Genomic DNA, 20,516 nt, shown 5'->3' with positions numbered 1-20,516 from the left:
CCGTTTTACTGCGACGGATTCGCCATTCGCGACCGCAAACGTGCAGTTTTCTTGACTTTGCAGAGCGCAGCCCTTATGTCGCGGCCATCGTCGGACGCGTAAGCGGTTCCGACTCACAGCGTTCTTCAAGAACCGGAACGGAAATAGTTTTCTCTTTGACGACATTTGCTGATCTTGGCCTGAGCCAGAAAGTCCTTTCCGCAGTGACCGACGCGGGCTACACGACGCCCACGCCGATCCAGGCCGGTGCGATTCCGCCCGCCCTCCAGCGCCGCGATATTTGCGGCATCGCCCAGACGGGCACCGGCAAGACCGCTTCCTTCGTGCTGCCGATGCTGACGCTTCTCGAAAAGGGCCGGGCCCGGGCGCGCATGCCGCGCACGCTCATTCTGGAACCCACCCGCGAACTGGCGGCCCAGGTTGCGGAAAATTTCGAAAAGTACGGCAAGAACCACAAGCTCAACGTCGCGCTTCTGATCGGCGGCGTGTCCTTCGACGAGCAGGACCGCAAGCTGGAACGCGGCGCCGACGTTCTGATCTGCACGCCCGGCCGCCTGCTCGATCACTGCGAGCGCGGCAAGCTTCTGATGACGGGCGTCGAAATCCTCGTCATCGATGAAGCCGACCGCATGCTCGACATGGGCTTCATTCCGGACATCGAGCGTATCGCCAAGATGATCCCGTTCACCCGCCAGACCCTGTTCTTCTCGGCCACCATGCCGCCGGAAATCCAGAAACTGGCCGATGCCTTCCTGCAGAACCCGGAACGCATCGAGGTGGCGCCGCCCTCCTCCACCGCCAAGACCGTGACGCAGCGGCTGGTCGCCTGCCACAACAAGGATTACGAGAAGCGCGCAGCACTCCGCGATCTCATCCGCGCACAGGACGATCTGAAGAACGCGATCATCTTCTGCAACCGCAAGAAGGACGTCGCCGACCTGTTCCGCTCTCTCGACCGTCACGGCTTCTCCGTCGGCGCGCTGCACGGAGACATGGACCAGCGCTCGCGCACGACGATGCTCGCCAACTTCAAGAGCAACAACATCACGCTGCTGGTCGCCTCGGACGTCGCGGCCCGCGGCCTCGACATTCCCGATGTCAGCCACGTCTTCAATTTCGACGTTCCGATCCATGCGGAAGACTATGTCCACCGCATCGGCCGCACCGGCCGGGCGGGACGTTCCGGCGCTGCCTTCACACTGGTGACACGCAGCGATACCAAATTCCTCGATGCCATCGAAAAGCTGATCACCCAGAAGATCGAATGGCTGAACGGCGATCTCTCCGCCCTGCCGGAACCCATGGAAAGCCACGACAGCGGTCGTGGCCGGGGTGGCAAGGGCCGCGAGCGCGATCGCGACCGGGGCCGTGACAAGCGCGGCCGCAAGCCTGATACCCGTGCCGCCGAGCCGGTTGCGGATGTCGAAGAGAAGATCATCGAAACGAGGACGGAAAGCGTGGCAGCAGAACACCAGAAGGCGGATCATCGCAGGCAGCAGCACGGTGGCCGCAACCATGGTCGCCCCAATCCGGCCAATGACGATCACCGCGAGCGCCGCCGCCGCCGTGACGACGATGACGGCCCGACGCCGGTCGGTTTTGGCGACGATATTCCGGCCTTCATGCTGATCGTTGCCAACGCCAAGGGCTGATTTCAGCCCATGTCCGCCAGGCCAGGAATTGATTTTCCGGGCGTCGGTTGCGGCCTCGTCATCGAGCGTACCGACGGCCACATCCTGCTATACCGGCGTGTGAAAGCGCCGGAAGCGGGCTACTGGAACATTGTCGGTGGCAAGGTGGATCCTATGGAGCATTCCGCCGCGGCTGCATGCCGCGAGGCGGAAGAGGAAACCGGTCTTTCCATCGGTTCCGTTGAATTCCTGTGTCTGTCGGAACAGATCATCGAAGCCGATGGCCAGCACTGGCTTTCGGTGATCTACCGGACCCGCGACTTTACAGGCACGCCGCGCCTTACCGAACCCGACAAACTTTCGGAACTCGGCTGGTTCTCGCCGGATACGCTGCCGGAACCGCTCTCCCGCTTCACCCGCGACGCCGTTGCGCATCTCGCCAAAGTCTGACGCGCCTTATTTCGTGGCCGTGCGCACGCCGGCCTCATAGGCCAGCCGCGCCCATTTCCCCATCACGTCCGGATCATCGAGCGCCTCGTCGGGCACGCTCCAGTAGGGCATCAGCACGGGCTTGCCGGTCTTGCCTTCGTAGGACCACTGCCGGGCGCCGGCTTCTGCAAACATCGGCGCCGTTTGGGTATCGGCCTTCAGCATCAGTTCGTCATGGAGTTCGAGGGCAAAGATCACGCCGTGATGATAGATGCCCTTGCCGCCGAACATGCGTTTGATGGTAACCCGCCCCAGCGGCTCGAACAGTTCCTCGATCGCCTCGTTGTCCATGCCTCTTATCCCCGCAACAGGCCGCCGGCGGCGGTCACCGCATCCGGCGTGTCCACATCGAGTTGTGCGGCGTCTCCCAGTTCCACATCGACGATCGGCAGGCCGCAGGTCTCGATGACGTGGCGGGCGCCGACATCGCCTTCCAGCCGCATCAGCGCATCGAAGGTGGCGCGTGGCAGGATCACCGGATTGCCGCGCTTGCCGCCACTCACCGCCCGCACGATGGCATTGCCGTCGGCCGCGCGAAAGGCCGCGCAAAGGCGTGAGAGATCCTCTTCCGTGAGGCCCGGCATGTCCGCCAGCAGCACCATCACGCCCGCCACTTCGGCAAGTGCCGGCTGGCGAAGCCCGGTGCGGATGGAGCTCGCCATTCCGCTTGCATGATCCGGATTGTCGGCAAGCACGAGATCGAGACCGCCAAGCGCTGTACGGATCTCCCCGCTGCGATGGCCGGTGACCGCCACCAGCGGACCGTCGAGCACCGAGAGGGCGCGAGAGGCCACGCGGCGCACCAGCGGCATGCCGTCGAATTCCGCCAGTAGCTTGTGGCCGGCCTCGCCCATGCGGCTTGCGCGGCCCGCCGCCAGCAGCAGGCCGCCGATGACGAGCGGTGCGTCCGGTCGGGAGAGACGCTCGCGCGGCTGTGGACGTGTCGGAATTTCCATGAGAAGGCCCCCCACGCCCAGTGCGGAAAGATCGTCGGCCGCCGGTCGTTCACCGGCCAGCAGGCGGTGCAGCACCCAGTCAAAACCGTTTTCCTTCGGCGAGCGCGCACAGCCCGGCGCGCCGATCATCGGCACGGCACCGTGATAGCCGAGCACCAGAAGATTGCCGGGATCGACCGGCAGGCCCACCTGCTCCACCCATCCGCCGGAAAGCCGCATGGCCTCCGGCAGCACATCGCCGGCATCGACCACGGCCGACGCTCCGAAGAGGATGACGAGGCGCGGCAGGCCGCTCTCAGGCGCGCGCAGTGCCGCTTCAATCGCGCCGGCCACCGCATCGGCGCGGTGGGGCACCCGATGCTCCGCAACCAGCCGGCTGCCGGATGGACGGAGCCGGCGCCGCAGAAGATCCGCCGTCTTGTCCAGCACGGAGGATTTCAGCACCGGCAATTCGGTCTGGATCAGCGTCACGGCAAAGGAACGATAGGCCTTCAGCGCAATCGCCTCACCTTCGGCCAGCACGGCGCGCGCCCGCTCCACGGCGGCCCCCGGTACGGCGAGCGGAATGATCTTGACGGTCGCCACCATGGCCCCGGCCGGCACATCGGCGCGGTCGTTGAGACAGGCAAGCGTGATGGCCGGATCGACGCGGTTGAAGCGATCGATCAGCGTGCGATCGGCACGGAAAAGGCCGTTTTCGGTGGCGTGAATATTGACGCGGCCCGTCGATGCCGGCGACAGCCGAAGGCCGGGTCCCGCGAGCGCCGATGCCAGCCGCTCGGCCGCCGCATCCTCGGTCAGATCGTCAGGATCGAGAACGGCGACGGCGACTTCCGTCACGCCGGCAGCCGCCAGCCGTTCCACATCGCCCGCCGAGAGAATGGTACCCTTGGCGATACGCCCTCCCTCGACGCTGACGCCATGTGCCAAAATCGCGCCCTCTGCCCTGTACAGCGGCACTGTCGAAAAGATCATGCGTCCGCCCCGGACAGGCTGCGACGACGGAAGGCCTCAACGATCTCAGCCAGGATGGCAAGCGCGATTTCCTGCGGGCTTGACGCCCCGATATCGAGCCCGATCGGCGCGCGGATGCGCGCGATCTCGTTGGTCGTGAGACCCATGGCGACCAGACGTTCCACCCGCTTCGCATGGGTCTTTCTGCTGCCGAGCGCACCGACATAGAAGCAGCCGCGCCGCAGCGCTTCCGCGAGCGCGAAATCGTCGATCTTCGGATCATGTGTCACCGCGGCCAGCGCGGTGTAGGAATCGAGCGGCCGCTCCGAGAGCACGTCTTCCGGCCAGTCGGCCACCAGATCGACACCCTCGAAGCGCTCGGCCGTTGCAAAGGCGGTACGCGGATCGATGATGGTCAGATCGAAGCCGACCACGCCGGCCAGCCGCGCCAGCGCCTGGGTAATGTGGACGGCCCCGATTGCCACGATGCGCGGCGGGGGCAGGTGCACGTTGAGAAACAGGCTGCCTTTTTCCGTCTCGACGAGACCGGACTTGCCGGAGAGGAATGCTGCCCTCACCGCATCCGCCAGATGTGGCGGCAGGGTATCGCCCTCCTCCAGCACCTCGCTCCGGCCGCCTGCGATGTCGGTCACCAGCACGGCGGCGCGGCGGGCGGAACGCGCGGCATTCAGCCGGCGAAGAGAGGCAAGATCCATCAGCCGAGCCTTTCCACATAGACCCGGATGCGGCCGCCGCAGGAGAGGCCGACGCGCCAGGCGGTCTCGTCGGCAACCCCGAAATCCAGCATCTTCGGTTGACCGCCTTGCAGCACCTCGAGCGCCTCGGTGATCACCGCACCCTCGACGCAGCCGCCGGAGACGGAGCCCTCGAAATTGCCCTCGCCATCGATCACCAGATGGCTGCCCACCGGACGCGGCGCCGATCCCCAGGTTTCCATCACGGTGGCGATGGCAACGGCGCGCCCCTCGGCCGCCCAGCCCTCCGCCGTCAGAAGCGGGTCAAGACTATTGCTCATGCGGCACTCCTTTGCAGAAATCGGCGCGGATCGGCAGCGCGGCCTGTCTCGCCGCTCAGTGCGGCAGCCAGTGCGCCAAGAGAATCCAGATTGTGGACGGGTCGGAATTCGTCCACATGGGGCAGCATGGCCCGCACGCCCCGGGCGCGCGCGGCAAAGCCCTCGAACCGCAGCAGCGGATTGAGCCAGATCAGCCGGCGGCAGCTGCGGTGCAGCCGGTCGATCTCGGTTTCCAGCACGTCCACCCCGTCGCGCTCCAGCCCGTCGGTGATCAAAAGAACCACCGCGCCGCCACCCAGCACGCGACGCCCCCACAGCCGGTTGAAGTCCTTCAGCGTCTCGCCGATCCGGGTGCCGCCCGACCAGTCGCGGACAGAGGCCGTGCAGGCATCCAGCGCCGCATCCGGATCGCGCTGGCGCAGTGCGCGGGTCACGTTGGTCAGCCGTGTGCCGAACAGGAAGACATGCGTGCGACGGCGCTTTTCCATCAGCGCATGCGCGAAATGCAGGAAAATGCGGCTGTACTGGCTCATCGAGCCGGAAATATCGGCTAGCACCACGAGAGGCGGTGGACGGCGGCGCACGCTGCGAAACTTCGGCAGCATCATCGCGCCGCCGCTGCGCATCGCCTGGCGCAGCGTGCCACGCGGATCGATCCTGACCGGGCGGGTCGATGGCTGGTAGCGGCGCGTCGCCACCTCCGCAAGCGGCAGCACCAGACGCGCGATCGCCCGGCGCGCTTCGCCAAGCTCTGCGGCCGTCATCTGCGCGAAATCGGTCTGCCGCAGCACGTCGGAGCCGGAGGCCGTGAAGCGGGCATCCGTCTCCACCTGCGGCGGCGCCTCCCGCTTGGGCGCCCTCTGCTGGTGTCCCAGCAGCGAATCGCTGACGCGGGCGGCGGCCGGCTTCGGCTTTTCCCTGTCGCGGCCATCGGCCACTTTTGGCGACATCATCTGGATCATCTTTTCCACGAGGTCGCGCTTGCGCCAGAACAGCCGAAAGGCCTCGTCGAACACCGCCATGTCCTCGCGCCGCTTGACGAAGACGGCGGCGAGTGCCGCATGAAACTCCTCGCGCGCGCCGATGCCCACGGCCTCGACCGCCGCCACGGCGTCCAGCGTCGCCTGTGGCGAGGTTTTCAGACCGGCGCGGCGCAGCACCCGGGAGAAATGCAGGATGTTGTCCGCAAGCTTTCCCTCGCCCGCCTGAACCGGTGGCAGAATGGTACCATCGCCTGTGGAGGGGTGCACCATGGCTCAGCCCGCCGCCAGAAGTTCGGCGCGGATGTCCGACAGGATGGCCTCGCCCTCGCCGCCGCGGATGCGGGCAATGTCTTCCTGGTATTTCAGCAGCGTGCCGAGCGTGTCCGAAATCGTTTCGGGATCGAGTGCCAGCCGGTCGAGTTCGGTGAGCGCGGTTGCCCAGTCGATGGTTTCGGCGACGCCCGGATTCTTGAAAAGATCAATGGTGCGCAGCCGCTGCACATAGGCCACCACCTGCTGCGAGAGCGCAGTCGCCGCACCCGGCACCTTGCGTTTCAGGATCGCCAGTTCCTGCGCGGCATCCGGATAATCCACCCAGTGGTACAGGCAGCGGCGCTTCAGCGCATCGTGGATCTCGCGCGTGCGGTTGGTGGTGATGATGACGATCGGCGGTTCCGCCGCGCGGATCGTGCCGAGTTCGGGGATCGTCACCTGAAAATCCGAAAGCACTTCCAGCAGGAAAGCTTCGAACGCCTCGTCGGTGCGGTCGAGTTCGTCGATCAGGAAGACGGGGGCTGCCTCTCCGGCGGCGGCAAGCGCCTGCAGCACCGGGCGGCGGATCAGGTGACGCTCCGAATAAAGGCTGGTTTCCAGGCGGTCGCGGTCGGCAAGGCCTGCGGCTTCAGCGAGCCGGATATCCAGCATCTGCGCCGGGAAATTCCATTCGTAGACGGCCGAGGCGACATCCAGCCCCTCGTAGCACTGCAGGCGGATCAGCGGCCGGTTCAGCCCGCGCGACAGGGCCTTGGCGATCTCGGTCTTGCCGACACCGGCCTCGCCTTCCAGAAACAGAGGTCGCTTCATCCGCAGCGCGAGAAAGATCACCGTCGCAAGGCCTCGGCCGGCCAGGTAATCCTGCCCCTCCAGCAGGGCAAGCGTCTCGTCGATGGAGGCCGGCAGCAGGTGCTGGATGTCTGAGGACATGATCGTTTCTCCCGTCAGCCAGCAAGCCTACAGCGCGTGAAAGGTGCGGTCCAGATAGACCAGCGCCGGATTGACCGGCCCGAAATGCAGATCCACGACCTGCCCGAACAGCACGATATGGGTGGACATGCGGCGGATGTCGATCAGCTGGCAGTCGAAGGCGACCAGCGCATCGGAAAGGATCGGCGCGCCGGTCGACAACGTCGTCCATTCGGCGAGCGCAAAACGCTCCTCGACCGGCAGGCGGTCGAAACCGGCCAGCGCCCGGGCAAGCGCCTGGTGATGGGCGGCGAGCGTGTTCAGTGCAAAGCGGCCGCTGGCCTCGAAAATGGCATTGCTTTCATTGCCGGCATTGAGGCAGGCGAGAACGGTTGCGGGATCGTCGGATACAGAACAGGCGGCCGTCACCGTCACGCCGCGCCGCAGACCCTGCCACTCGGTCGTCACCGCCTGCACATGGCCGGCATAGCGCGCCATGCCGTTGCGGTAGACCGCAGGTTCGATCAGCCTCGGCTCGGCCTTTTCGGAAATCGTCACGCTTGGCATCCTCCCCGCCGCGACCACACGCTATCATATGGGAAGGTTTCCGGCCCTTGTCCACGCCCGCGCCGGATTTGCGCGGGGCATGCCGAGGAGGCCACGAATTCCGCTTTGCAGCGGCACGCCGTCCGGCTAGAGGTGAAGCATGCGCGACGTTGACACATCTCTTCTGCGAAAGACCGGGACGACTGCCCTGCTCGCTGTCCTCCTGGCGGTCGCCCAGCCGGCGGCGGCGGCCAGCATCGGCGTGGTCGCGCCGCAGGATGGCCCCTATGCGCTGCTCGGCCAGCAGATCCTGCGCGGCGCCCGCGCCGCCGTGTCGGCCGGCGATACGCTGGTGCCCGTCGCCGAAAGCTGCGAACAGGGCAGCGGCCAAGCGGTGGCGGACAAGCTGCGCCAGGCGAAGGTCACGGTTGCCATCGGCTTTCTCTGCGTGGAGACCCTGTCCGCTGCGTTGCCTAAGCTCAAGGATGCCGGCATCGCAGCGATTACCGTTTCTGTGCGCTCGCGCATCCTGATGGAGGATGCGGCGCGCTATGGCTGGCCCTTTTTCCGGCTCGGTCCCGTCGATGGTGACGAGGCCAACACGCTCGCCGAAACCATCCTCACCCGCTATCAGAACCGGCCGATCGCGCTCGTCGACGACGGCACCATCTATGGCCGCGAGCTGACGAGCGCCGTGCGCCAGAAGCTGGAGGCCGGCGGTATCAAGCCGGTCTTCACCGATGTCTTCCGTCCCGGGCAGGAGCAGCAGCTGGCGCTGGTGCGCCGGCTGGTGAAAGCCGGTGCCACGCATGTGGTGGTCGGCGGCGACCGTGGCGACGTCGCCATCCTGGCCCGCGATGCGGCCAACGATGGCGCGGGCCTGTTCTTCATCGGCGGCGACGTGATGCGCGCCGCCGACCGGCCGATCCCGCTGCGCGAGGGTGTGCTCGCCGTCGCGCTGCCTGATTATGCGAACCTGCCGCAGGCCGAGGCCGCAGCCGCCGCTCTGCGTGCCACCGGTTTCGAGCCGGACGGCTATACGCTGCCCGCCTATGCCGCCCTGCAGGTGGCGAGCGCTGCGGTGAAGGCTGCGGACGGCAAGGGCTCGGTGGCTGCTGTTCTGCCCGGGCTTTCCGTGCAGACGGTGATCGGCCAGGTGCAGTTCCGCGCAGACCATGAACTGACCCGCAATCCCTTCCTGCTGCAACAGTGGACCGGCAGCGGCTTCGAGGTGCTGGGTCCCCCGACGCAATAGCATGGCCTCGCGGATTGTGCCGCCGTGCCTGCGATGTTAAGCGGACCCCGCGATCCAACAGCCGCCGAAGGAACCCGTCATGACCCTGCCCATCCGCATCGCCCCGTCCATTCTCGCCGCCGATTTTTCAAAGCTCGGCCAGGAGGTGCGTGATGTCGTGGAGGCCGGCGCCGACTGGGTGCATCTTGACGTGATGGACGGGCATTTCGTGCCGAACATCTCCTTCGGGCCGGACGTCATCAAGGCGCTGCGCCCGCACACCACCGCCTTCTTCGACTGCCACCTGATGATCGCACCGGCCGATCCCTATCTGGAGGCCTTCGCCAAGGCCGGCTGCGACAGCATCACCGTGCATGCCGAGGCAGGCCCGCACCTGCACCGCTCGCTGCAGACCATCCGCGCGCTCGGCAAGAAGGTCGGCGTGACGCTGAACCCGGCAACTCCGCTTTCCGTGCTGGAAAACGTGCTTGATGATATCGACCTGATCTTGATCATGAGCGTCAATCCGGGCTTCGGCGGCCAGAAATTCATCCCCGCGATGGTGGAGAAGATCCGCGCCGCCAAGGCGATGATCGGCGCCCGCCCCATCGAGTTGCAGGTTGATGGCGGCATCACGGCCGATACCATCGGGGCTGCAACGGCGGCCGGCGCCAATGTGTTCGTGGCGGGCTCCGCCGTCTACAAGGGTGGCAGCATCGAGGCCTATCGCGCCAATGTCGCTGCGCTGCGCACCGCCGCTGAGTCCGCCCGCGGCTGACAGGCGCCGCATCGACGATCCTTCCGCCCCGCCATCCTGTCGCGCCGCCCACGTTGAGCTTGGCGGCGCTTCTTGCTAAAGCGGGGCCAATTTCCGAAACCGCCAAGGACCCCCCGATGATCCCCCGCTATTCCCGGCCCGAAATGGTCGCCATCTGGTCGCCCGAGACCAAGTTCCGCATCTGGTTCGAGATCGAGGCCCATGCCTGCGACGCTCTGGCCGACATCGGCGTGATCCCGCATGATGCCGCGCGGACCATCTGGGAAAAGGGCGGTGCGGCAGAGTTCGACGTGGCCCGCATCGACGAGATCGAGGCCGTCACCAAGCATGACGTCATCGCCTTCCTCACCCATCTGGCCGAATTCGTCGGCCCCGATTCCCGCTTCGTGCATCAGGGCATGACATCGTCGGACGTGCTCGATACGACGCTCAACATCCAGCTGGTGCGCGCCGCCGACATCCTGATCGCCGACATGGACCGCGTGCTGGCGGCGCTGAAAACCCGCGCCTTCGAGCACAAGGACACGATCCGCATCGGCCGCAGCCACGGCATCCATGCCGAGCCGACCACGATGGGCCTCACCTTCGCGCGCTTCTATGCCGAGATGGCGCGCAACCGCGCCCGCCTGGTCCATGCGCGCGCCGAAATTGCCACGGGTGCGATTTCCGGCGCCGTCGGCACCTTCGCCAACATCGATCCGCGCGTCGAGGAACATGTCTGCGCCAAGCTTGGTCTGGTGCCGGAGCCGGTCTCGACACAGGTCATCCCGCGCGACCGCCACGCGATGTTCTTCGCGACGCTTGGCGTAATCGCCTCCTCGATCGAGAATGTGGCGATTGAGATCCGCCACATGCAGCGTACCGAAGTGCTGGAAGCGGAAGAATTCTTCTCGCCCGGCCAGAAGGGCTCGTCGGCCATGCCGCACAAGCGCAATCCTGTTCTCACCGAGAACCTGACCGGTCTTGCGCGTCTGGTGCGTATGGCGGTGGTGCCGGCGCTCGAAAACGTGGCGCTCTGGCACGAACGCGACATCTCGCATTCCTCCGTCGAGCGCGGCATCGGTCCGGACACGACGATCACGCTTGACTTCGCGCTGAACCGGCTTGCCGGCGTCATCGAGAAGCTGGTGATCTACCCGGACAACATGATGAAGAATCTCAACAAGTTCCGCGGGCTTGTTCATTCGCAGCGCGTACTTCTGGCGCTGACCCAGGCCGGCGTTTCGCGCGAGGATGCCTATCGTCTCGTGCAACGCAACGCCATGAGGGTCTGGGAAGACGGCAAGGATTTCCTCGAGGAACTGCTGGCCGATGCGGACGTTCGCGCGGCCCTTTCGGAAGAGCAGATCCGCGAGAAATTCGACCTTGGCTACCACACCAAGCATGTCGACACGATCTTCAGCCGCGTGTTCGGCTAACCTTTTCATCCTGAATCAAAAAATCAGCCGGGGCGGCCAACCGCCCCGGCTGATTTGCATTTCAGGCATCACGAATGGATCGCCGCTACTTACCGGCAGGCAAAACGGCTCTCGTCATCCGCAGCAGCGCCGGTGAAGCGGGCCACCTGCGGATAGGGGCAATAGAGAGTGCGCTTGCCGGCGAGGCCCTCGGCTTCCTTGTTGGCAGGCGTGATGCCGGCCGCCACGGCGCCGGGCGCCTTGTCCTGTTCCACCCAGGCGACCAGCGGCGAGAGGAAGTCGAAATCGTCATAGGACGGTCCGCCTGCGCCATGCGGCATTCCCGGAATGCGGTAAAGTTTGACGAAATCGCCGGCCTTGCCGCCATTGTTGGCATCGAGCTTGCGGTACCAGTTGACGGTGTCGAGCACCGAAAACACCGGGTCGGCATTGCCGTGGAACACGATCATCTTGTGCCCGGCATCGCGGAACGCCTTCAGGTCCGGATTGTCGCTTCCGGGCGGGATCATGAAATCCACGGCGGATTCGGTGAAGGTCGCATCCTTCGCAAACACCTTGGGCGCGTCCCGGTCAAAATCGAAGCCGAGAAGATAGGCCTGCAATGCATCGGGCGTGCCGCCCACAGGCGTCGGCGGCGTTGTGAAGACCTGCGCCAGCGAAGCAGCGCCCATCACGCCGATGATCGGCTTCCTGCCCCAGGCATCCACGGCGCTTTCGAGCTTCCAGCCGCGCCAGTTGGCAGAGGCCATGCCGGGATCCCAGTCCCATTCGCTGTAAAGCTGCTCGCCCTTGCTGTTGCGGGGGCCGGCATGGCTGGTCTTCAGCGCGGTGATCTGCGCGGCGGAGAGGCAGCCGGTGTCGCCCGCCTTCGTGCATTCCAGCGTTTCCGGCTTGAACGCCGTCTGGCAGGCGTCGGGATCGCCCACCACCCCGTCGGCAAGACCATCGAGACTGTCGCAAGCCTTCAGGATGCCCTTGGCCAGCACGGCCATGTCATCGCGGCTGAAGGCCTTGGCGATATCCGGATTGACCTTCGTCCAGGCCTGCACATCGAGCGCATGCTGGATGGCGGCCTTCGGCAGGTTGAGGCCGGGATAGCCGGCCAGCAGTCCGTCGAATTCACCGGCAAGGCGGCTTGCCGCCATCAGCGCATGGCGCCCGCCATTGGAACTCCCGATGCCGTAGGTGAAGGCGATCTTTTTCCCGTAATAGGTCTCGACCAGCTGCTTTGCGAGCGGGTTCAGCGTCGCAACGGCGGTATAACCGTAATCCCGCCTGGCCTGCGGATCGAGGCCGAAGGCAGCGCTGCCGGCAATGCCCTTTTCCGGCGCAGCCTTGCCATCATGGCCCGCATCGCTGGAGACGACGGCGTAGCCGCGGCCAAGGGCCGTATCCTTCTTGTTGCCGCCGAGCAGCGGCCCGAGGGCCGGCACCACCACGCCATCATTACCGCCGTTGAACTGGTGCACGAAGCGGCCGTTCCAGTCCTTCGGCAGCCGCAGTTCGAAGCGGATCGCATAGGTCTTGCCGTCGACCCCGGCCCTGTCCGGCGTCTTGCCGCGCACCAGGCAATGGGCAACCGGAATGTCGTCGGTCGGGGGCGTTTCCACCGCCTCCGTCACCTGAAGGCCGGCCGGATGCTGGCCATCGCGCAGCAGGCCGGCGCAATCGGCTGCCGCGAGCGCAAGCTGCGGCACAAGCGTGACGACCAGCGCCGTCCCGCCCAGAAAAAGGGCTTTTCTCATGAATTCCTCCCAATCCATCGGGCTGCCGGCAACTCCCCTTGGGCAACCCGGGGGCAAGATTAGCATCGCGACATCGGGCGATATAGTATGTGTTGCATATTATTTTTTGACAAAGCCGTGATGGCTCTCTCTTGACGCGACGCGGCCGGCTCAGCAGATAAGGGCCATGAAGGCATCAGACGCAGATATTCTCATCGTTCCCGGCTACACCAATTCCGGACCGGCCCACTGGCAGACGCGCTGGCAGTCCAAGTTGCAGACCGCGCGGCGGGTGGAACAGGCCGAATGGTCGAAGCCCGTGCGCGAGGACTGGGTGGCGCGTGTCGCCGAAGAGGTGAACGCCTCCACGCGGCCCGTCGTGCTGGTGGCGCATTCGCTGGGCGTTCCGACCGTCATCCATGCCATTCCGCATTTCCGCAACAAGGTGGCCGGCGCCTTCTTCGTCGCGCCGCCGGATGTGGCCAACCCGGACATCCGGCCGAAGCATCTGATGACGTTTGGCCCCTATCCGCGCGACCCGCTTCCCTTCCCGTCGATGACGATTGCCAGCCGCAACGACCCCTTCGGCACCTACGAGCACGCCGACGACATCACCAATGCCTGGGGCTCACAGTTGATCGATGCCGGCGAGGCGGGCCATATCAATGCCGATTCGGGTCACGGCCCCTGGCCGGAAGGCACCATGGTGTTCGCCCGCTTCCTGTCCGGATTAAAGCCTTGACCTGCCGCAGGAAATCCTTCCTTCTTAGGTGAATTATTTAACTTTGGTTAAAAGAAGCGGGCTAATGTCGCGCATCGGGTGATGTCGAGCTTGGGGAGTGCGTCGCTGGTGTTGCCGGATTGCCAGATTCCGAACACGCCCGTTTACGGTGTGGCAGCCGCCGAGGCTGCAGCGCTTGCTTTCGTGCCCTTCCCGACCGTTCTCATCGAAGCCCCGACCGGGCGGATCATCGAAGCCACGGAACGTTTCGAGCAGGATTGGCGCCGTCTCGCCAAATCCTCCCATGCCTTCGACCTTCTCTCTCTTGTACATCCGGACGATCGGGGGCCTCTCGAAGCGCTCCTCGCCGGTAACCGCGTTTCGGAGACGGATGAGCCCCTCATCGTCCGGGTCCCGCTCGCATCAGGCGCCCAGAAATGGGCGCTTGTCGATTGTGCCCCCTGGCCGAATGACCTTGCGGACGGAACGGCGCGTCTTCTCCTGCAGTTTGCCGACATCACCGCGCAGAAGAAACGCGAGGCCGAGATCGCGACCCGCGAACTGCGCTGGAACAGCGCCCTGATCAGTTCGGTCTCCGGCGTCTGGGACCATCATTATGCGATCGGCGTCAAATATTACTCGCCCACCTGGCGACAGTTGCGCGGTCTCAAGGAAAGCGACCCGCTTCCCGCCTCCAAGGAGGAATGGCTGAAGCGCCTGCATCCGGATGATGTGGACTTTACACTGCACGCCATGGAGCGACAGGAGGCCGGCGATCCCGACTATCAGGTGTTCCTTTACCGGGAGCGGCACGCCGACGGTCGCTGGGTCTGGATCGAATGCCGCGGCAACTGCGTCGAGCGCGCGCCGGACGGGCGGCCACTGCGGGTGATCGGCACCGACACCGACGTCACCGACCGCATCGAGGCCGAACATGGCCTGACCCAGATGACGCGCCGGCTGGAGATGGCGCTGTCGCTGTCCGGCGTCGGCGTGTTCGAGGCCGATCTCGTCACGGGTCGTGTTCATTGGGACGAGCGCATCTATGAAATGTACGGCATCTCGCCCAGCGAGGAGATCCGGGTGGGCGAGACCTGGGAAAGTTTCCTGCATCCCGAGGATCGCCCCCGCATCCTGGCTGCGGCTGCGGCCGAGCATGATGAAGGACGCCCCTTTGCCGAAGAATATCGCATCGTTCTGCGGGACGGCAGCGAGCGGGTAATCCGCAGCTGCACCATGAGCTATGTCGATCAGGACGGCCACAGGAAGACGGTCGGCGCCAATTGGGACATCACCGATGACGTCATGCTGCAGCGCGAACTGGACCGTGCACGGCGGACTGCGGAGGCGCGCAACGCCGAGCTCGAGGCAGCGCGCAGCAGCATCGAATACAATGCGATGCATGACTACCTGACCGACCTGCCCAACCGCCGCTATCTCGATACTGTCATGGCGGAACAGGCGATGCAGGCAAGGCGCGACGGGACCGCTCTCGGCGTTCTGCATATCGATCTCGACCGCTTCAAGCAGATCAATGATACGCTGGGGCATGGCGCCGGCGACGCCATACTGCGCCATGCGGCAGGTGTTCTGCGCAAATCCGCCCGTCCGGGCCAGTTCGTTGCCCGCATCGGCGGCGATGAATTCGTGCTGCTTGCACCCTTTGACGGCTCCGCCCGCAAGCTTGCCTCACTGGCAGATCGGCTGGTGCGCATGCTCAGCGAGCCGGTGCTGCACGAAGGCCGCGAATGCCGCGTCGGCGCCAGCATCGGCATCGCCTGGATGAAGGGCGGCGACATCGATGCCCACCAGCTGCTCCTGAATGCCGATATGGCGCTCTATCGGGCCAAGAAAGCCGGGCGGAACCGTCACGAATTCTATTCGGCCGAAACGCACGAGCAGATCCTGATTGCCAAGCAGACCGCAGACGACATCCTGCACGGCATCGAAACAGGCCAGTTCTTTCCCGTCTACCAGCTGCAGTTCGACGCCAGAAGCCTCGAAATCAGCGGCGCCGAAACGCTGGCACGCTGGCAGCATCCGACCCAGGGATTGCTGGCACCCGACACCTTCCTGTCGATTGCCGAGGAAATCGGCGCGCTGTCGGTCATCGACGACCTGATCCTGGAAAGGGCGCTCGCCGATCAGGCGCGGCTGCTCGACATGGGTCTGGCCTTGCCCAAGCTTTCGGCGAATGTCTCCTATCGCCGCCTGCTCGATCCCGGCCTGATCCGCAAGGTGCGGAAACTTTCACTGCCGCCTGGCATGCTCTCCTTCGAGCTTCTGGAATCGACCTTTCTCGACAATTGCGGCGACGAGGTCATGCGCAATCTGGCACAGCTGAAGCGACTCGGCATCGATATCGAGATCGATGATTTCGGCAGCGGCCACGCCTCGATCGTCAGCCTGCTGCGTCTGTCGCCCAACACGCTGAAGATCGACCGACAACTGATCCGTCTCCTGCCGCAATCGGCGGAACAGCGCAGGCTGGTGGGGTCGATCATCGAGATCGGCAAGTCGCTGAATGTGCGTGTCGCCGCCGAAGGGGTCGAAAGCATGGAGCACGCACGCATCCTGCGCGATCTCGGATGCGACGTGCTGCAGGGCTTTGCGCTTGCAAAGCCGCTAGCCTTCGGCGAACTGGTGCCCTTCATGCTCTCGGGCGCCTGGCACGAGACATGCTGCTAGAGCATGTCCGAGCCCAAAATGCGTCAGCGGTCTTGCGTCCGGACTGCCTGAAAACAAAGTGATAGAGCATTTCAGGTGATCCGGTTTTCACCGGAAATGTTCCAGTCACTCCACGCTTGGCGGCGACGCGCGTCGCACCCGCACGCCAAACGCATGCTTCACATCCAAGGTGAACCTGTTTTCGGCATGCGCAAAGGCGCGACGGATGGGGGAACCCCTGCCCGGCGCTTACGATCGCGAGAGGCGGCGGATCAGGGCGCCCGCATCTCGGCCAGCGTTTCCAGCAGCATCTCGCGCATGCGGGTGGCCAGATCCTGCTCGTCGAGAACGAGGGCTGCGGCCGCAAATTCGCTGCGCAGCCTTGCGGTCATCGCCTTGTCGTCATGGTGCTCGACCGCCCAGGCGGCAAACTCCTCCGCATAGGCGATGGGATTGGACTTGCCGAGCAGCTGTCCGGCCCAAAGGCCGATCAGCTTGTTGCGGCGCGCGGTGGCGCGAAACTGCTCGCCTTCCTCGTAGGCAAACCTGTTTTCGAGCGCGAGCGCCCGGTCATGCAGAGTGATCATTGGCTGTCCCCGATGCCATGCGCCCGCAGGCGCGACGAACCGACGCAAAGGAAACTGCCGGAGAAGATTTGCCAAACCGTGTAGCCCAACGGTGAACGAATCCTTCTTGCCTGTGCCGTCCTCCACCACATGCTCTGCCAACGCGCATTGTGAATTGCACGGTTTTCCGTTATGGGACCGCTCAAAGACCCTTCACGGCGCCACGACCGGCGCCCAACAACAAGAGACAGAAACTCATGAACCGTCGCCGCCGTATCTACGAAGGCAAGGCCAAGATCCTTTACGAAGGCCCTGAGCCTGGCACGCTGATCCAGTTCTTCAAGGATGATGCCACTGCCTTCAACAAGAAGAAGCATGACGTCATCGACGGCAAGGGCGTGCTCAACAACCGCATCAGCGAATACATCTTCACGCACCTCAACAAGATCGGCATCCCCACGCATTTCATCCGCCGGCTGAACATGCGCGAGCAGCTGATCAAGGAAGTGGAAATGATCCCGCTGGAGATCGTCGTGCGCAATGTCGCCGCCGGTTCGCTCTCGACGCGCCTTGGCATCGAGGAAGGCGTGGTTCTGCCGCGCTCGATCATCGAATTCTACTACAAGTCCGACCAGCTCGGCGACCCGATGGTCTCGGAAGAGCACATCACCGCCTTCGGCTGGGCCAATCCGGCCGAGCTTGACGACATCATGGCGCTCGCCATCCGCGTCAACGACTTCCTTTCCGGCCTCTTCCTCGGCGTCGGCATCCAGCTCATCGATTTCAAGATCGAATGCGGCCGCCTGTTCGAAGGCGACATGATGCGCATCATCCTCGCCGACGAGATCTCGCCCGACAGCTGCCGACTGTGGGACATCGAGACGAAGGAAAAGATGGATAAGGACCGCTTCCGCCGCGACCTCGGCGGCCTGCTGGAGGCCTATTCCGAAGTTGCCCGTCGTCTCGGCATCATCAACGAAAACGAACCGATCCGCGGCACCGGCCCGGTTCTGGTCCAGTAAGCTTCGAGGAGCACTCAGTGATCAAGGCACGCGTCACCGTCACGTTGAAGAACGGCGTTCTGGACCCGCAGGGCAAGGCCATCGAAGGCGCGCTCGGAAGCCTCGGCTTCGAGGGCGTCCATCAGGTGCGCCAGGGCAAGGTCTTCGATCTCGAACTCGACACCTCAGACCGCGCCAAGGCTGAGGACGAGCTGAAGGCCATGTGCGAAAAGCTGCTGGCCAATACCGTGATCGAGAACTATTCTATCGCTCTCCTCTGACGGTTGCGAAAGCGTGTGATGGCCGATGTCAGCCGTGAACGTCTGTATGACCTTATCAAGAGGGTTCATGCGGGGGTCGCGGACGTCAAACAGGGCCAGCGCGAACTGAAGGCGGAGATGAATGCGATGCGGGGTGTCATGGTGTCACTTCACCAGGACATTCACAATCTTCACTCCGTTTTAGCGCGGCATGAGCTGCGCCTCGACCGCATCGAAAATCGTCTCGAACTCCGAGAACTGTCAGAAGCACAAGCAAGGTTTGAGCCCCACCCATGAAGTCCGCCGTCCTCCAGCTTCCCGGCCTCAACCGTGACCGGGACATGATTGCCGCCCTTACGCGCATTTCCGGGCAGGCCCCGGTCACCGTCTGGCAGACGGAAACGGAAATCCCGGATGTCGACCTGATCGTCATCCCCGGCGGCTTTTCCTATGGTGACTATCTGCGCTGTGGCGCGATTGCCGCGCGCATGCCGGTGATGCAGGCCGTGCGCGAAAAGGCGGCCAAGGGTGTCAAGGTTCTCGGCGTCTGCAACGGCTTCCAGATCCTGGTCGAGGCCGGCATGCTGCCCGGCGCCCTGATGCGCAATGCCTCGCTGAAGTTCGTCTGCAAGGAAGTGAAGCTCGAGGTGGTCAACGCCGATACGGATTTCACCCGCGCCTATGCCGAGGGCCAGATCATCCGCTGCCCGGTTGCCCACCACGACGGCAACTATTTTGTCGAGGACGAGACCCTGAAGGCGATGCAGGACAGGGGCCAGGTGGTCTTCCGTTATGCGGAAGGCACCAATCCGAACGGCTCGATGCTCGACATCGCCGGCGTCGTCAACGAGGCCGGCAATGTGCTCGGCATGATGCCTCATCCGGAAAACCTCATCGAGGCGGCCCATGGCGGCACCGATGGGCGCGGCATCTTCGCCTCTGCCCTGGATGTCATTGCGGCCTGAGCCATACGCCTGCCGCAATCATCCGTCAGCCCTCCATGTCTCGAGGCTCCGTGGCAACGCGGAGCCTCTTTTCCTCCCGCCGTTTGTCCGGATCAGAGCCCATGACCTACAAGATCGCCCTCGCCTGCCTTGCCGTCACGCTCATCAGCCTGCAGGGCTGCAAGAGCGAGCGCCCCGCAGCCGTGGCGCCGGATCGCGCGGCGCTGCCGATGATGGAGCGGATCGCGGTTGCGGCAAACAGCTGCTGGTTCAAGTCCGGCGATGCAGCCTTTGCCGCCTACCGGCTGGCGCCGGAACTCAATTCCTTCTCCGGACGTCCGCGCATCCTGGCGGTCCCGCGCCACAGCCCGGAATCGCGTCCTTTGCTTGTCGTACAGGCAGAGGGAAATCCGGCGCGGCTCGACGCCTTCGGACCGATGATGAACGGCAGTCAGGCGGCCCGCATCCGCAAGGACGTGACGCGCTGGGCCGCCGGCGACAAGGGCTGCTGAACAGGCGGACCGAGCCGGGGATCTCAGTGGTTTCAAGCGGTTAGCCGGCTACGCGACTCTCGTCCTTCAGGCTTCCTGATTCGCGGATCTCATGGCCGCCGGCTGGCTCCCCATGCCTCCCCGTGACTGGATTTTCAGCAGTCTCCGGCGCGCTGAGCGTACTTTTTCTGCAACAATGCCGCGTCTTTGCGTGTCATGATTTGGCACTGCCGAGATACCACCTTGTATCTTGCTCAATTCAGGGACAACCTCCGGCACGCTGCTTCGGGTGTCGAAGCAGATCCCGTCCATCGGAGTTCACCTGAACGATGTCCCAACGTGCATGTTCCAAGCTGGCAGCATCCCTGTTTGCATCCGCATGTCTCCTGATTGCCGCCGGCCCCAGCCTTGCACAGGACAATATCTTCGATGAAGCGCGCTTCGGTTCGGTGCTGGGCGTTGACCAGGCCAATCCGGAACGCGGCGTGCTGATCACCGGCATGCTTTTCTTCGATCCCTGGGACCATGACAATGCCACCGGGTGGAGCAAGTTCACCCGCCCCCGCATCCATATCGGCGGTGATGTCAGCACGGCCGGGGAGACCAACCAGATTTATGCCGGCTTCTCCTGGACGGCGCATCTGAACGACACTTTCTTCCTCGAAGCAGGCTTCGGCGGCAGCGTCAACGACGGCAACCTGCATCCGGATGGCAGCAACAGCCCGGCGCTTGGCTGCCATACCCTCTTCCACGAATACCTCGCCGCCGGCATCAATCTCGACAAGAACTGGCGCCTCGTCGGCACGGCCGAGCATTCCTCGCATGCCGGCCTCTGCGGCAGCGACAACAGCGGCCTGACGCGTGCCGGCCTGATGGTCGGCTACAAGTTCTGATCATCGCCTCACCGGCGACAGACGCAAATCATCTGGGCGCGA

Annotated in this window: 22 protein-coding genes; 13 read left to right on the top strand and 9 right to left on the bottom strand. The window is 64.4% G+C overall.

Going from position 1 to position 20,516, the window contains the following annotated elements; translation table 11 throughout:
• Positions 1 to 155: 155 nt before the first annotated feature.
• Both FNA46_RS02915 and FNA46_RS02910 read left to right on the top strand, forming a co-directional pair.
• Complete coding sequence (locus FNA46_RS02915) at positions 156 to 1,652, top strand: DEAD/DEAH box helicase (RefSeq protein ID WP_142880846.1); 1,497 nt, start codon at positions 156 to 158, stop codon at positions 1,650 to 1,652.
• A gap of 9 nt (positions 1,653 to 1,661) precedes the next feature.
• Positions 1,662 to 2,081, top strand: coding sequence for an NUDIX domain-containing protein (locus tag FNA46_RS02910; protein ID WP_142880845.1), 420 nt, complete (start codon positions 1,662 to 1,664; stop codon positions 2,079 to 2,081).
• 6 nt (positions 2,082 to 2,087) lie between these two features.
• Here the strand turns inward: FNA46_RS02910 and FNA46_RS02905 are convergent, their stop codons facing one another.
• From FNA46_RS02905 to FNA46_RS02875, 7 genes are read right to left on the bottom strand one after another with little or no spacing between them, the layout of a single operon-like run.
• Positions 2,088 to 2,411, bottom strand: a complete 324-nt coding sequence (locus FNA46_RS02905) for a TfoX/Sxy family protein (protein ID WP_142880844.1) — start codon at positions 2,409 to 2,411, stop codon at positions 2,088 to 2,090.
• A gap of 5 nt (positions 2,412 to 2,416) precedes the next feature.
• The gene (locus FNA46_RS02900; protein WP_142880843.1) at positions 2,417 to 4,051 is read right to left on the bottom strand and encodes an NTP transferase domain-containing protein; all 1,635 of its coding nucleotides are present in this window, start codon (positions 4,049 to 4,051) and stop codon (positions 2,417 to 2,419) included.
• Positions 4,048 to 4,746: an XdhC family protein gene (locus FNA46_RS02895; RefSeq protein WP_142880842.1), complete on the bottom strand. Its 699-nt coding sequence runs from the start codon at positions 4,744 to 4,746 to the stop codon at positions 4,048 to 4,050. Before FNA46_RS02895 ends, FNA46_RS02900 begins: the two co-directional genes overlap by 4 nt.
• Entirely contained in the window at positions 4,746 to 5,066 is a 321-nt protein-coding gene (locus FNA46_RS02890) for an XdhC family protein (RefSeq protein ID WP_142880841.1), read from the bottom strand. Before FNA46_RS02890 ends, FNA46_RS02895 begins: the two co-directional genes overlap by 1 nt.
• Positions 5,063 to 6,319 carry a vWA domain-containing protein gene (locus FNA46_RS02885; protein WP_142880840.1) on the bottom strand — a complete coding sequence of 419 codons (1,257 nt, stop codon included), beginning with the start codon at positions 6,317 to 6,319 and terminating at the stop codon, positions 5,063 to 5,065. The genes FNA46_RS02890 and FNA46_RS02885 overlap by 4 nt, the downstream gene beginning before the upstream one ends.
• A 3-nt stretch (positions 6,320 to 6,322) precedes the next feature.
• On the bottom strand, positions 6,323 to 7,252 hold the full coding sequence (locus tag FNA46_RS02880; protein WP_142880839.1) for an AAA family ATPase: 930 nt from the start codon (positions 7,250 to 7,252) through the stop codon (positions 6,323 to 6,325).
• A 27-nt stretch (positions 7,253 to 7,279) separates the two neighbouring features.
• Positions 7,280 to 7,729, bottom strand: coding sequence for a flavin reductase (locus FNA46_RS02875; RefSeq protein WP_246102820.1), 450 nt, complete (start codon positions 7,727 to 7,729; stop codon positions 7,280 to 7,282).
• A gap of 208 nt (positions 7,730 to 7,937) precedes the next feature.
• Here FNA46_RS02875 and FNA46_RS02870 point away from each other — a divergent pair, with 208 nt between their 5' ends.
• The 3 genes from FNA46_RS02870 (at position 7,938) to purB (ending at position 11,207) form a co-directional block, all read left to right on the top strand.
• Entirely contained in the window at positions 7,938 to 9,032 is a 1,095-nt protein-coding gene (locus tag FNA46_RS02870) for a branched-chain amino acid ABC transporter substrate-binding protein (RefSeq protein WP_142880837.1), read from the top strand.
• Positions 9,033 to 9,111: 79 nt separating this feature from the next.
• On the top strand, positions 9,112 to 9,789 hold the full coding sequence (gene rpe, locus FNA46_RS02865; protein WP_142880836.1) for a ribulose-phosphate 3-epimerase: 678 nt from the start codon (positions 9,112 to 9,114) through the stop codon (positions 9,787 to 9,789).
• A 116-nt stretch (positions 9,790 to 9,905) separates the two neighbouring features.
• A complete protein-coding gene (gene purB, locus FNA46_RS02860) occupies positions 9,906 to 11,207 on the top strand; it encodes an adenylosuccinate lyase (RefSeq protein WP_142880835.1) in 1,302 nt (433 codons plus the stop codon).
• Between the two features lie 89 nt (positions 11,208 to 11,296).
• On the opposite strand, the gene FNA46_RS02855 is transcribed toward purB, so the two are convergent.
• Entirely contained in the window at positions 11,297 to 12,952 is a 1,656-nt protein-coding gene (locus FNA46_RS02855) for a tannase/feruloyl esterase family alpha/beta hydrolase (protein ID WP_142880834.1), read from the bottom strand.
• 166 nt (positions 12,953 to 13,118) lie between these two features.
• Here FNA46_RS02855 and FNA46_RS02850 point away from each other — a divergent pair, with 166 nt between their 5' ends.
• Complete coding sequence (locus FNA46_RS02850) at positions 13,119 to 13,673, top strand: RBBP9/YdeN family alpha/beta hydrolase (RefSeq protein WP_142880833.1); 555 nt, start codon at positions 13,119 to 13,121, stop codon at positions 13,671 to 13,673.
• A gap of 81 nt (positions 13,674 to 13,754) precedes the next feature.
• Positions 13,755 to 16,340: a sensor domain-containing protein gene (locus FNA46_RS02845; RefSeq protein ID WP_142880832.1), complete on the top strand. Its 2,586-nt coding sequence runs from the start codon at positions 13,755 to 13,757 to the stop codon at positions 16,338 to 16,340.
• 251 nt (positions 16,341 to 16,591) lie between these two features.
• Here FNA46_RS02845 and FNA46_RS02840 read toward each other — a convergent pair whose 3' ends face one another.
• Entirely contained in the window at positions 16,592 to 16,906 is a 315-nt protein-coding gene (locus FNA46_RS02840; protein ID WP_142880831.1) for an ATPase inhibitor subunit zeta, read from the bottom strand.
• Positions 16,907 to 17,142: 236 nt separating this feature from the next.
• Here FNA46_RS02840 and purC point away from each other — a divergent pair, with 236 nt between their 5' ends.
• The 6 genes from purC (at position 17,143) to FNA46_RS02810 (ending at position 20,474) form a co-directional block, all read left to right on the top strand.
• Positions 17,143 to 17,907, top strand: a complete 765-nt coding sequence (purC, locus tag FNA46_RS02835) for a phosphoribosylaminoimidazolesuccinocarboxamide synthase (protein WP_142880830.1) — start codon at positions 17,143 to 17,145, stop codon at positions 17,905 to 17,907.
• Between the two features lie 17 nt (positions 17,908 to 17,924).
• On the top strand, positions 17,925 to 18,167 hold the full coding sequence (gene purS, locus FNA46_RS02830; RefSeq protein WP_142880829.1) for a phosphoribosylformylglycinamidine synthase subunit PurS: 243 nt from the start codon (positions 17,925 to 17,927) through the stop codon (positions 18,165 to 18,167).
• Positions 18,168 to 18,185: 18 nt separating this feature from the next.
• The gene (locus tag FNA46_RS02825) at positions 18,186 to 18,443 is read left to right on the top strand and encodes a hypothetical protein (RefSeq protein ID WP_142880828.1); all 258 of its coding nucleotides are present in this window, start codon (positions 18,186 to 18,188) and stop codon (positions 18,441 to 18,443) included.
• Positions 18,440 to 19,111: a phosphoribosylformylglycinamidine synthase subunit PurQ gene (purQ, locus tag FNA46_RS02820; RefSeq protein ID WP_142880827.1), complete on the top strand. Its 672-nt coding sequence runs from the start codon at positions 18,440 to 18,442 to the stop codon at positions 19,109 to 19,111. The genes FNA46_RS02825 and purQ overlap by 4 nt, the downstream gene beginning before the upstream one ends.
• Before the next feature lie 101 nt (positions 19,112 to 19,212).
• Positions 19,213 to 19,602: a hypothetical protein gene (locus FNA46_RS02815; protein ID WP_142880826.1), complete on the top strand. Its 390-nt coding sequence runs from the start codon at positions 19,213 to 19,215 to the stop codon at positions 19,600 to 19,602.
• 308 nt (positions 19,603 to 19,910) lie between these two features.
• Positions 19,911 to 20,474: an acyloxyacyl hydrolase gene (locus FNA46_RS02810; protein ID WP_142880825.1), complete on the top strand. Its 564-nt coding sequence runs from the start codon at positions 19,911 to 19,913 to the stop codon at positions 20,472 to 20,474.
• The last annotated feature ends 42 nt before the right edge of the window (positions 20,475 to 20,516 follow it).

The sequence above is a fragment of the Affinirhizobium straminoryzae genome, from assembly GCF_007004135.1.
Lineage (GTDB): Bacteria > Pseudomonadota > Alphaproteobacteria > Rhizobiales > Rhizobiaceae > Neorhizobium > Neorhizobium straminoryzae.
This window is presented reverse-complemented; position numbering and strand designations above follow the sequence as displayed.

Coding starts and splice junctions, on each gene's coding strand:
- FNA46_RS02910 (WP_142880845.1), top strand. CDS start 1,662: ATGTCCGCCAGGCCAGGAATTGATTTTCCGGGCGTCGGTTGCGGCCTC.
- FNA46_RS02905 (WP_142880844.1), bottom strand. CDS start 2,411: ATGGACAACGAGGCGATCGAGGAACTGTTCGAGCCGCTGGGGCGGGTT.
- FNA46_RS02900 (WP_142880843.1), bottom strand. CDS start 4,051: ATGATCTTTTCGACAGTGCCGCTGTACAGGGCAGAGGGCGCGATTTTG.
- FNA46_RS02895 (WP_142880842.1), bottom strand. CDS start 4,746: ATGGATCTTGCCTCTCTTCGCCGGCTGAATGCCGCGCGTTCCGCCCGC.
- FNA46_RS02890 (WP_142880841.1), bottom strand. CDS start 5,066: ATGAGCAATAGTCTTGACCCGCTTCTGACGGCGGAGGGCTGGGCGGCC.
- FNA46_RS02885 (WP_142880840.1), bottom strand. CDS start 6,319: ATGGTGCACCCCTCCACAGGCGATGGTACCATTCTGCCACCGGTTCAG.
- FNA46_RS02880 (WP_142880839.1), bottom strand. CDS start 7,252: ATGTCCTCAGACATCCAGCACCTGCTGCCGGCCTCCATCGACGAGACG.
- FNA46_RS02875 (WP_246102820.1), bottom strand. CDS start 7,729: ATGGCGCGCTATGCCGGCCATGTGCAGGCGGTGACGACCGAGTGGCAG.
- FNA46_RS02870 (WP_142880837.1), top strand. CDS start 7,938: ATGCGCGACGTTGACACATCTCTTCTGCGAAAGACCGGGACGACTGCC.
- rpe (WP_142880836.1), top strand. CDS start 9,112: ATGACCCTGCCCATCCGCATCGCCCCGTCCATTCTCGCCGCCGATTTT.
- purB (WP_142880835.1), top strand. CDS start 9,906: ATGATCCCCCGCTATTCCCGGCCCGAAATGGTCGCCATCTGGTCGCCC.
- FNA46_RS02855 (WP_142880834.1), bottom strand. CDS start 12,952: ATGAGAAAAGCCCTTTTTCTGGGCGGGACGGCGCTGGTCGTCACGCTT.
- FNA46_RS02850 (WP_142880833.1), top strand. CDS start 13,119: ATGAAGGCATCAGACGCAGATATTCTCATCGTTCCCGGCTACACCAAT.
- FNA46_RS02845 (WP_142880832.1), top strand. CDS start 13,755: ATGTCGAGCTTGGGGAGTGCGTCGCTGGTGTTGCCGGATTGCCAGATT.
- FNA46_RS02840 (WP_142880831.1), bottom strand. CDS start 16,906: ATGATCACTCTGCATGACCGGGCGCTCGCGCTCGAAAACAGGTTTGCC.
- purC (WP_142880830.1), top strand. CDS start 17,143: ATGAACCGTCGCCGCCGTATCTACGAAGGCAAGGCCAAGATCCTTTAC.
- FNA46_RS02825 (WP_142880828.1), top strand. CDS start 18,186: ATGGCCGATGTCAGCCGTGAACGTCTGTATGACCTTATCAAGAGGGTT.
- purQ (WP_142880827.1), top strand. CDS start 18,440: ATGAAGTCCGCCGTCCTCCAGCTTCCCGGCCTCAACCGTGACCGGGAC.
- FNA46_RS02815 (WP_142880826.1), top strand. CDS start 19,213: ATGACCTACAAGATCGCCCTCGCCTGCCTTGCCGTCACGCTCATCAGC.
- FNA46_RS02810 (WP_142880825.1), top strand. CDS start 19,911: ATGTCCCAACGTGCATGTTCCAAGCTGGCAGCATCCCTGTTTGCATCC.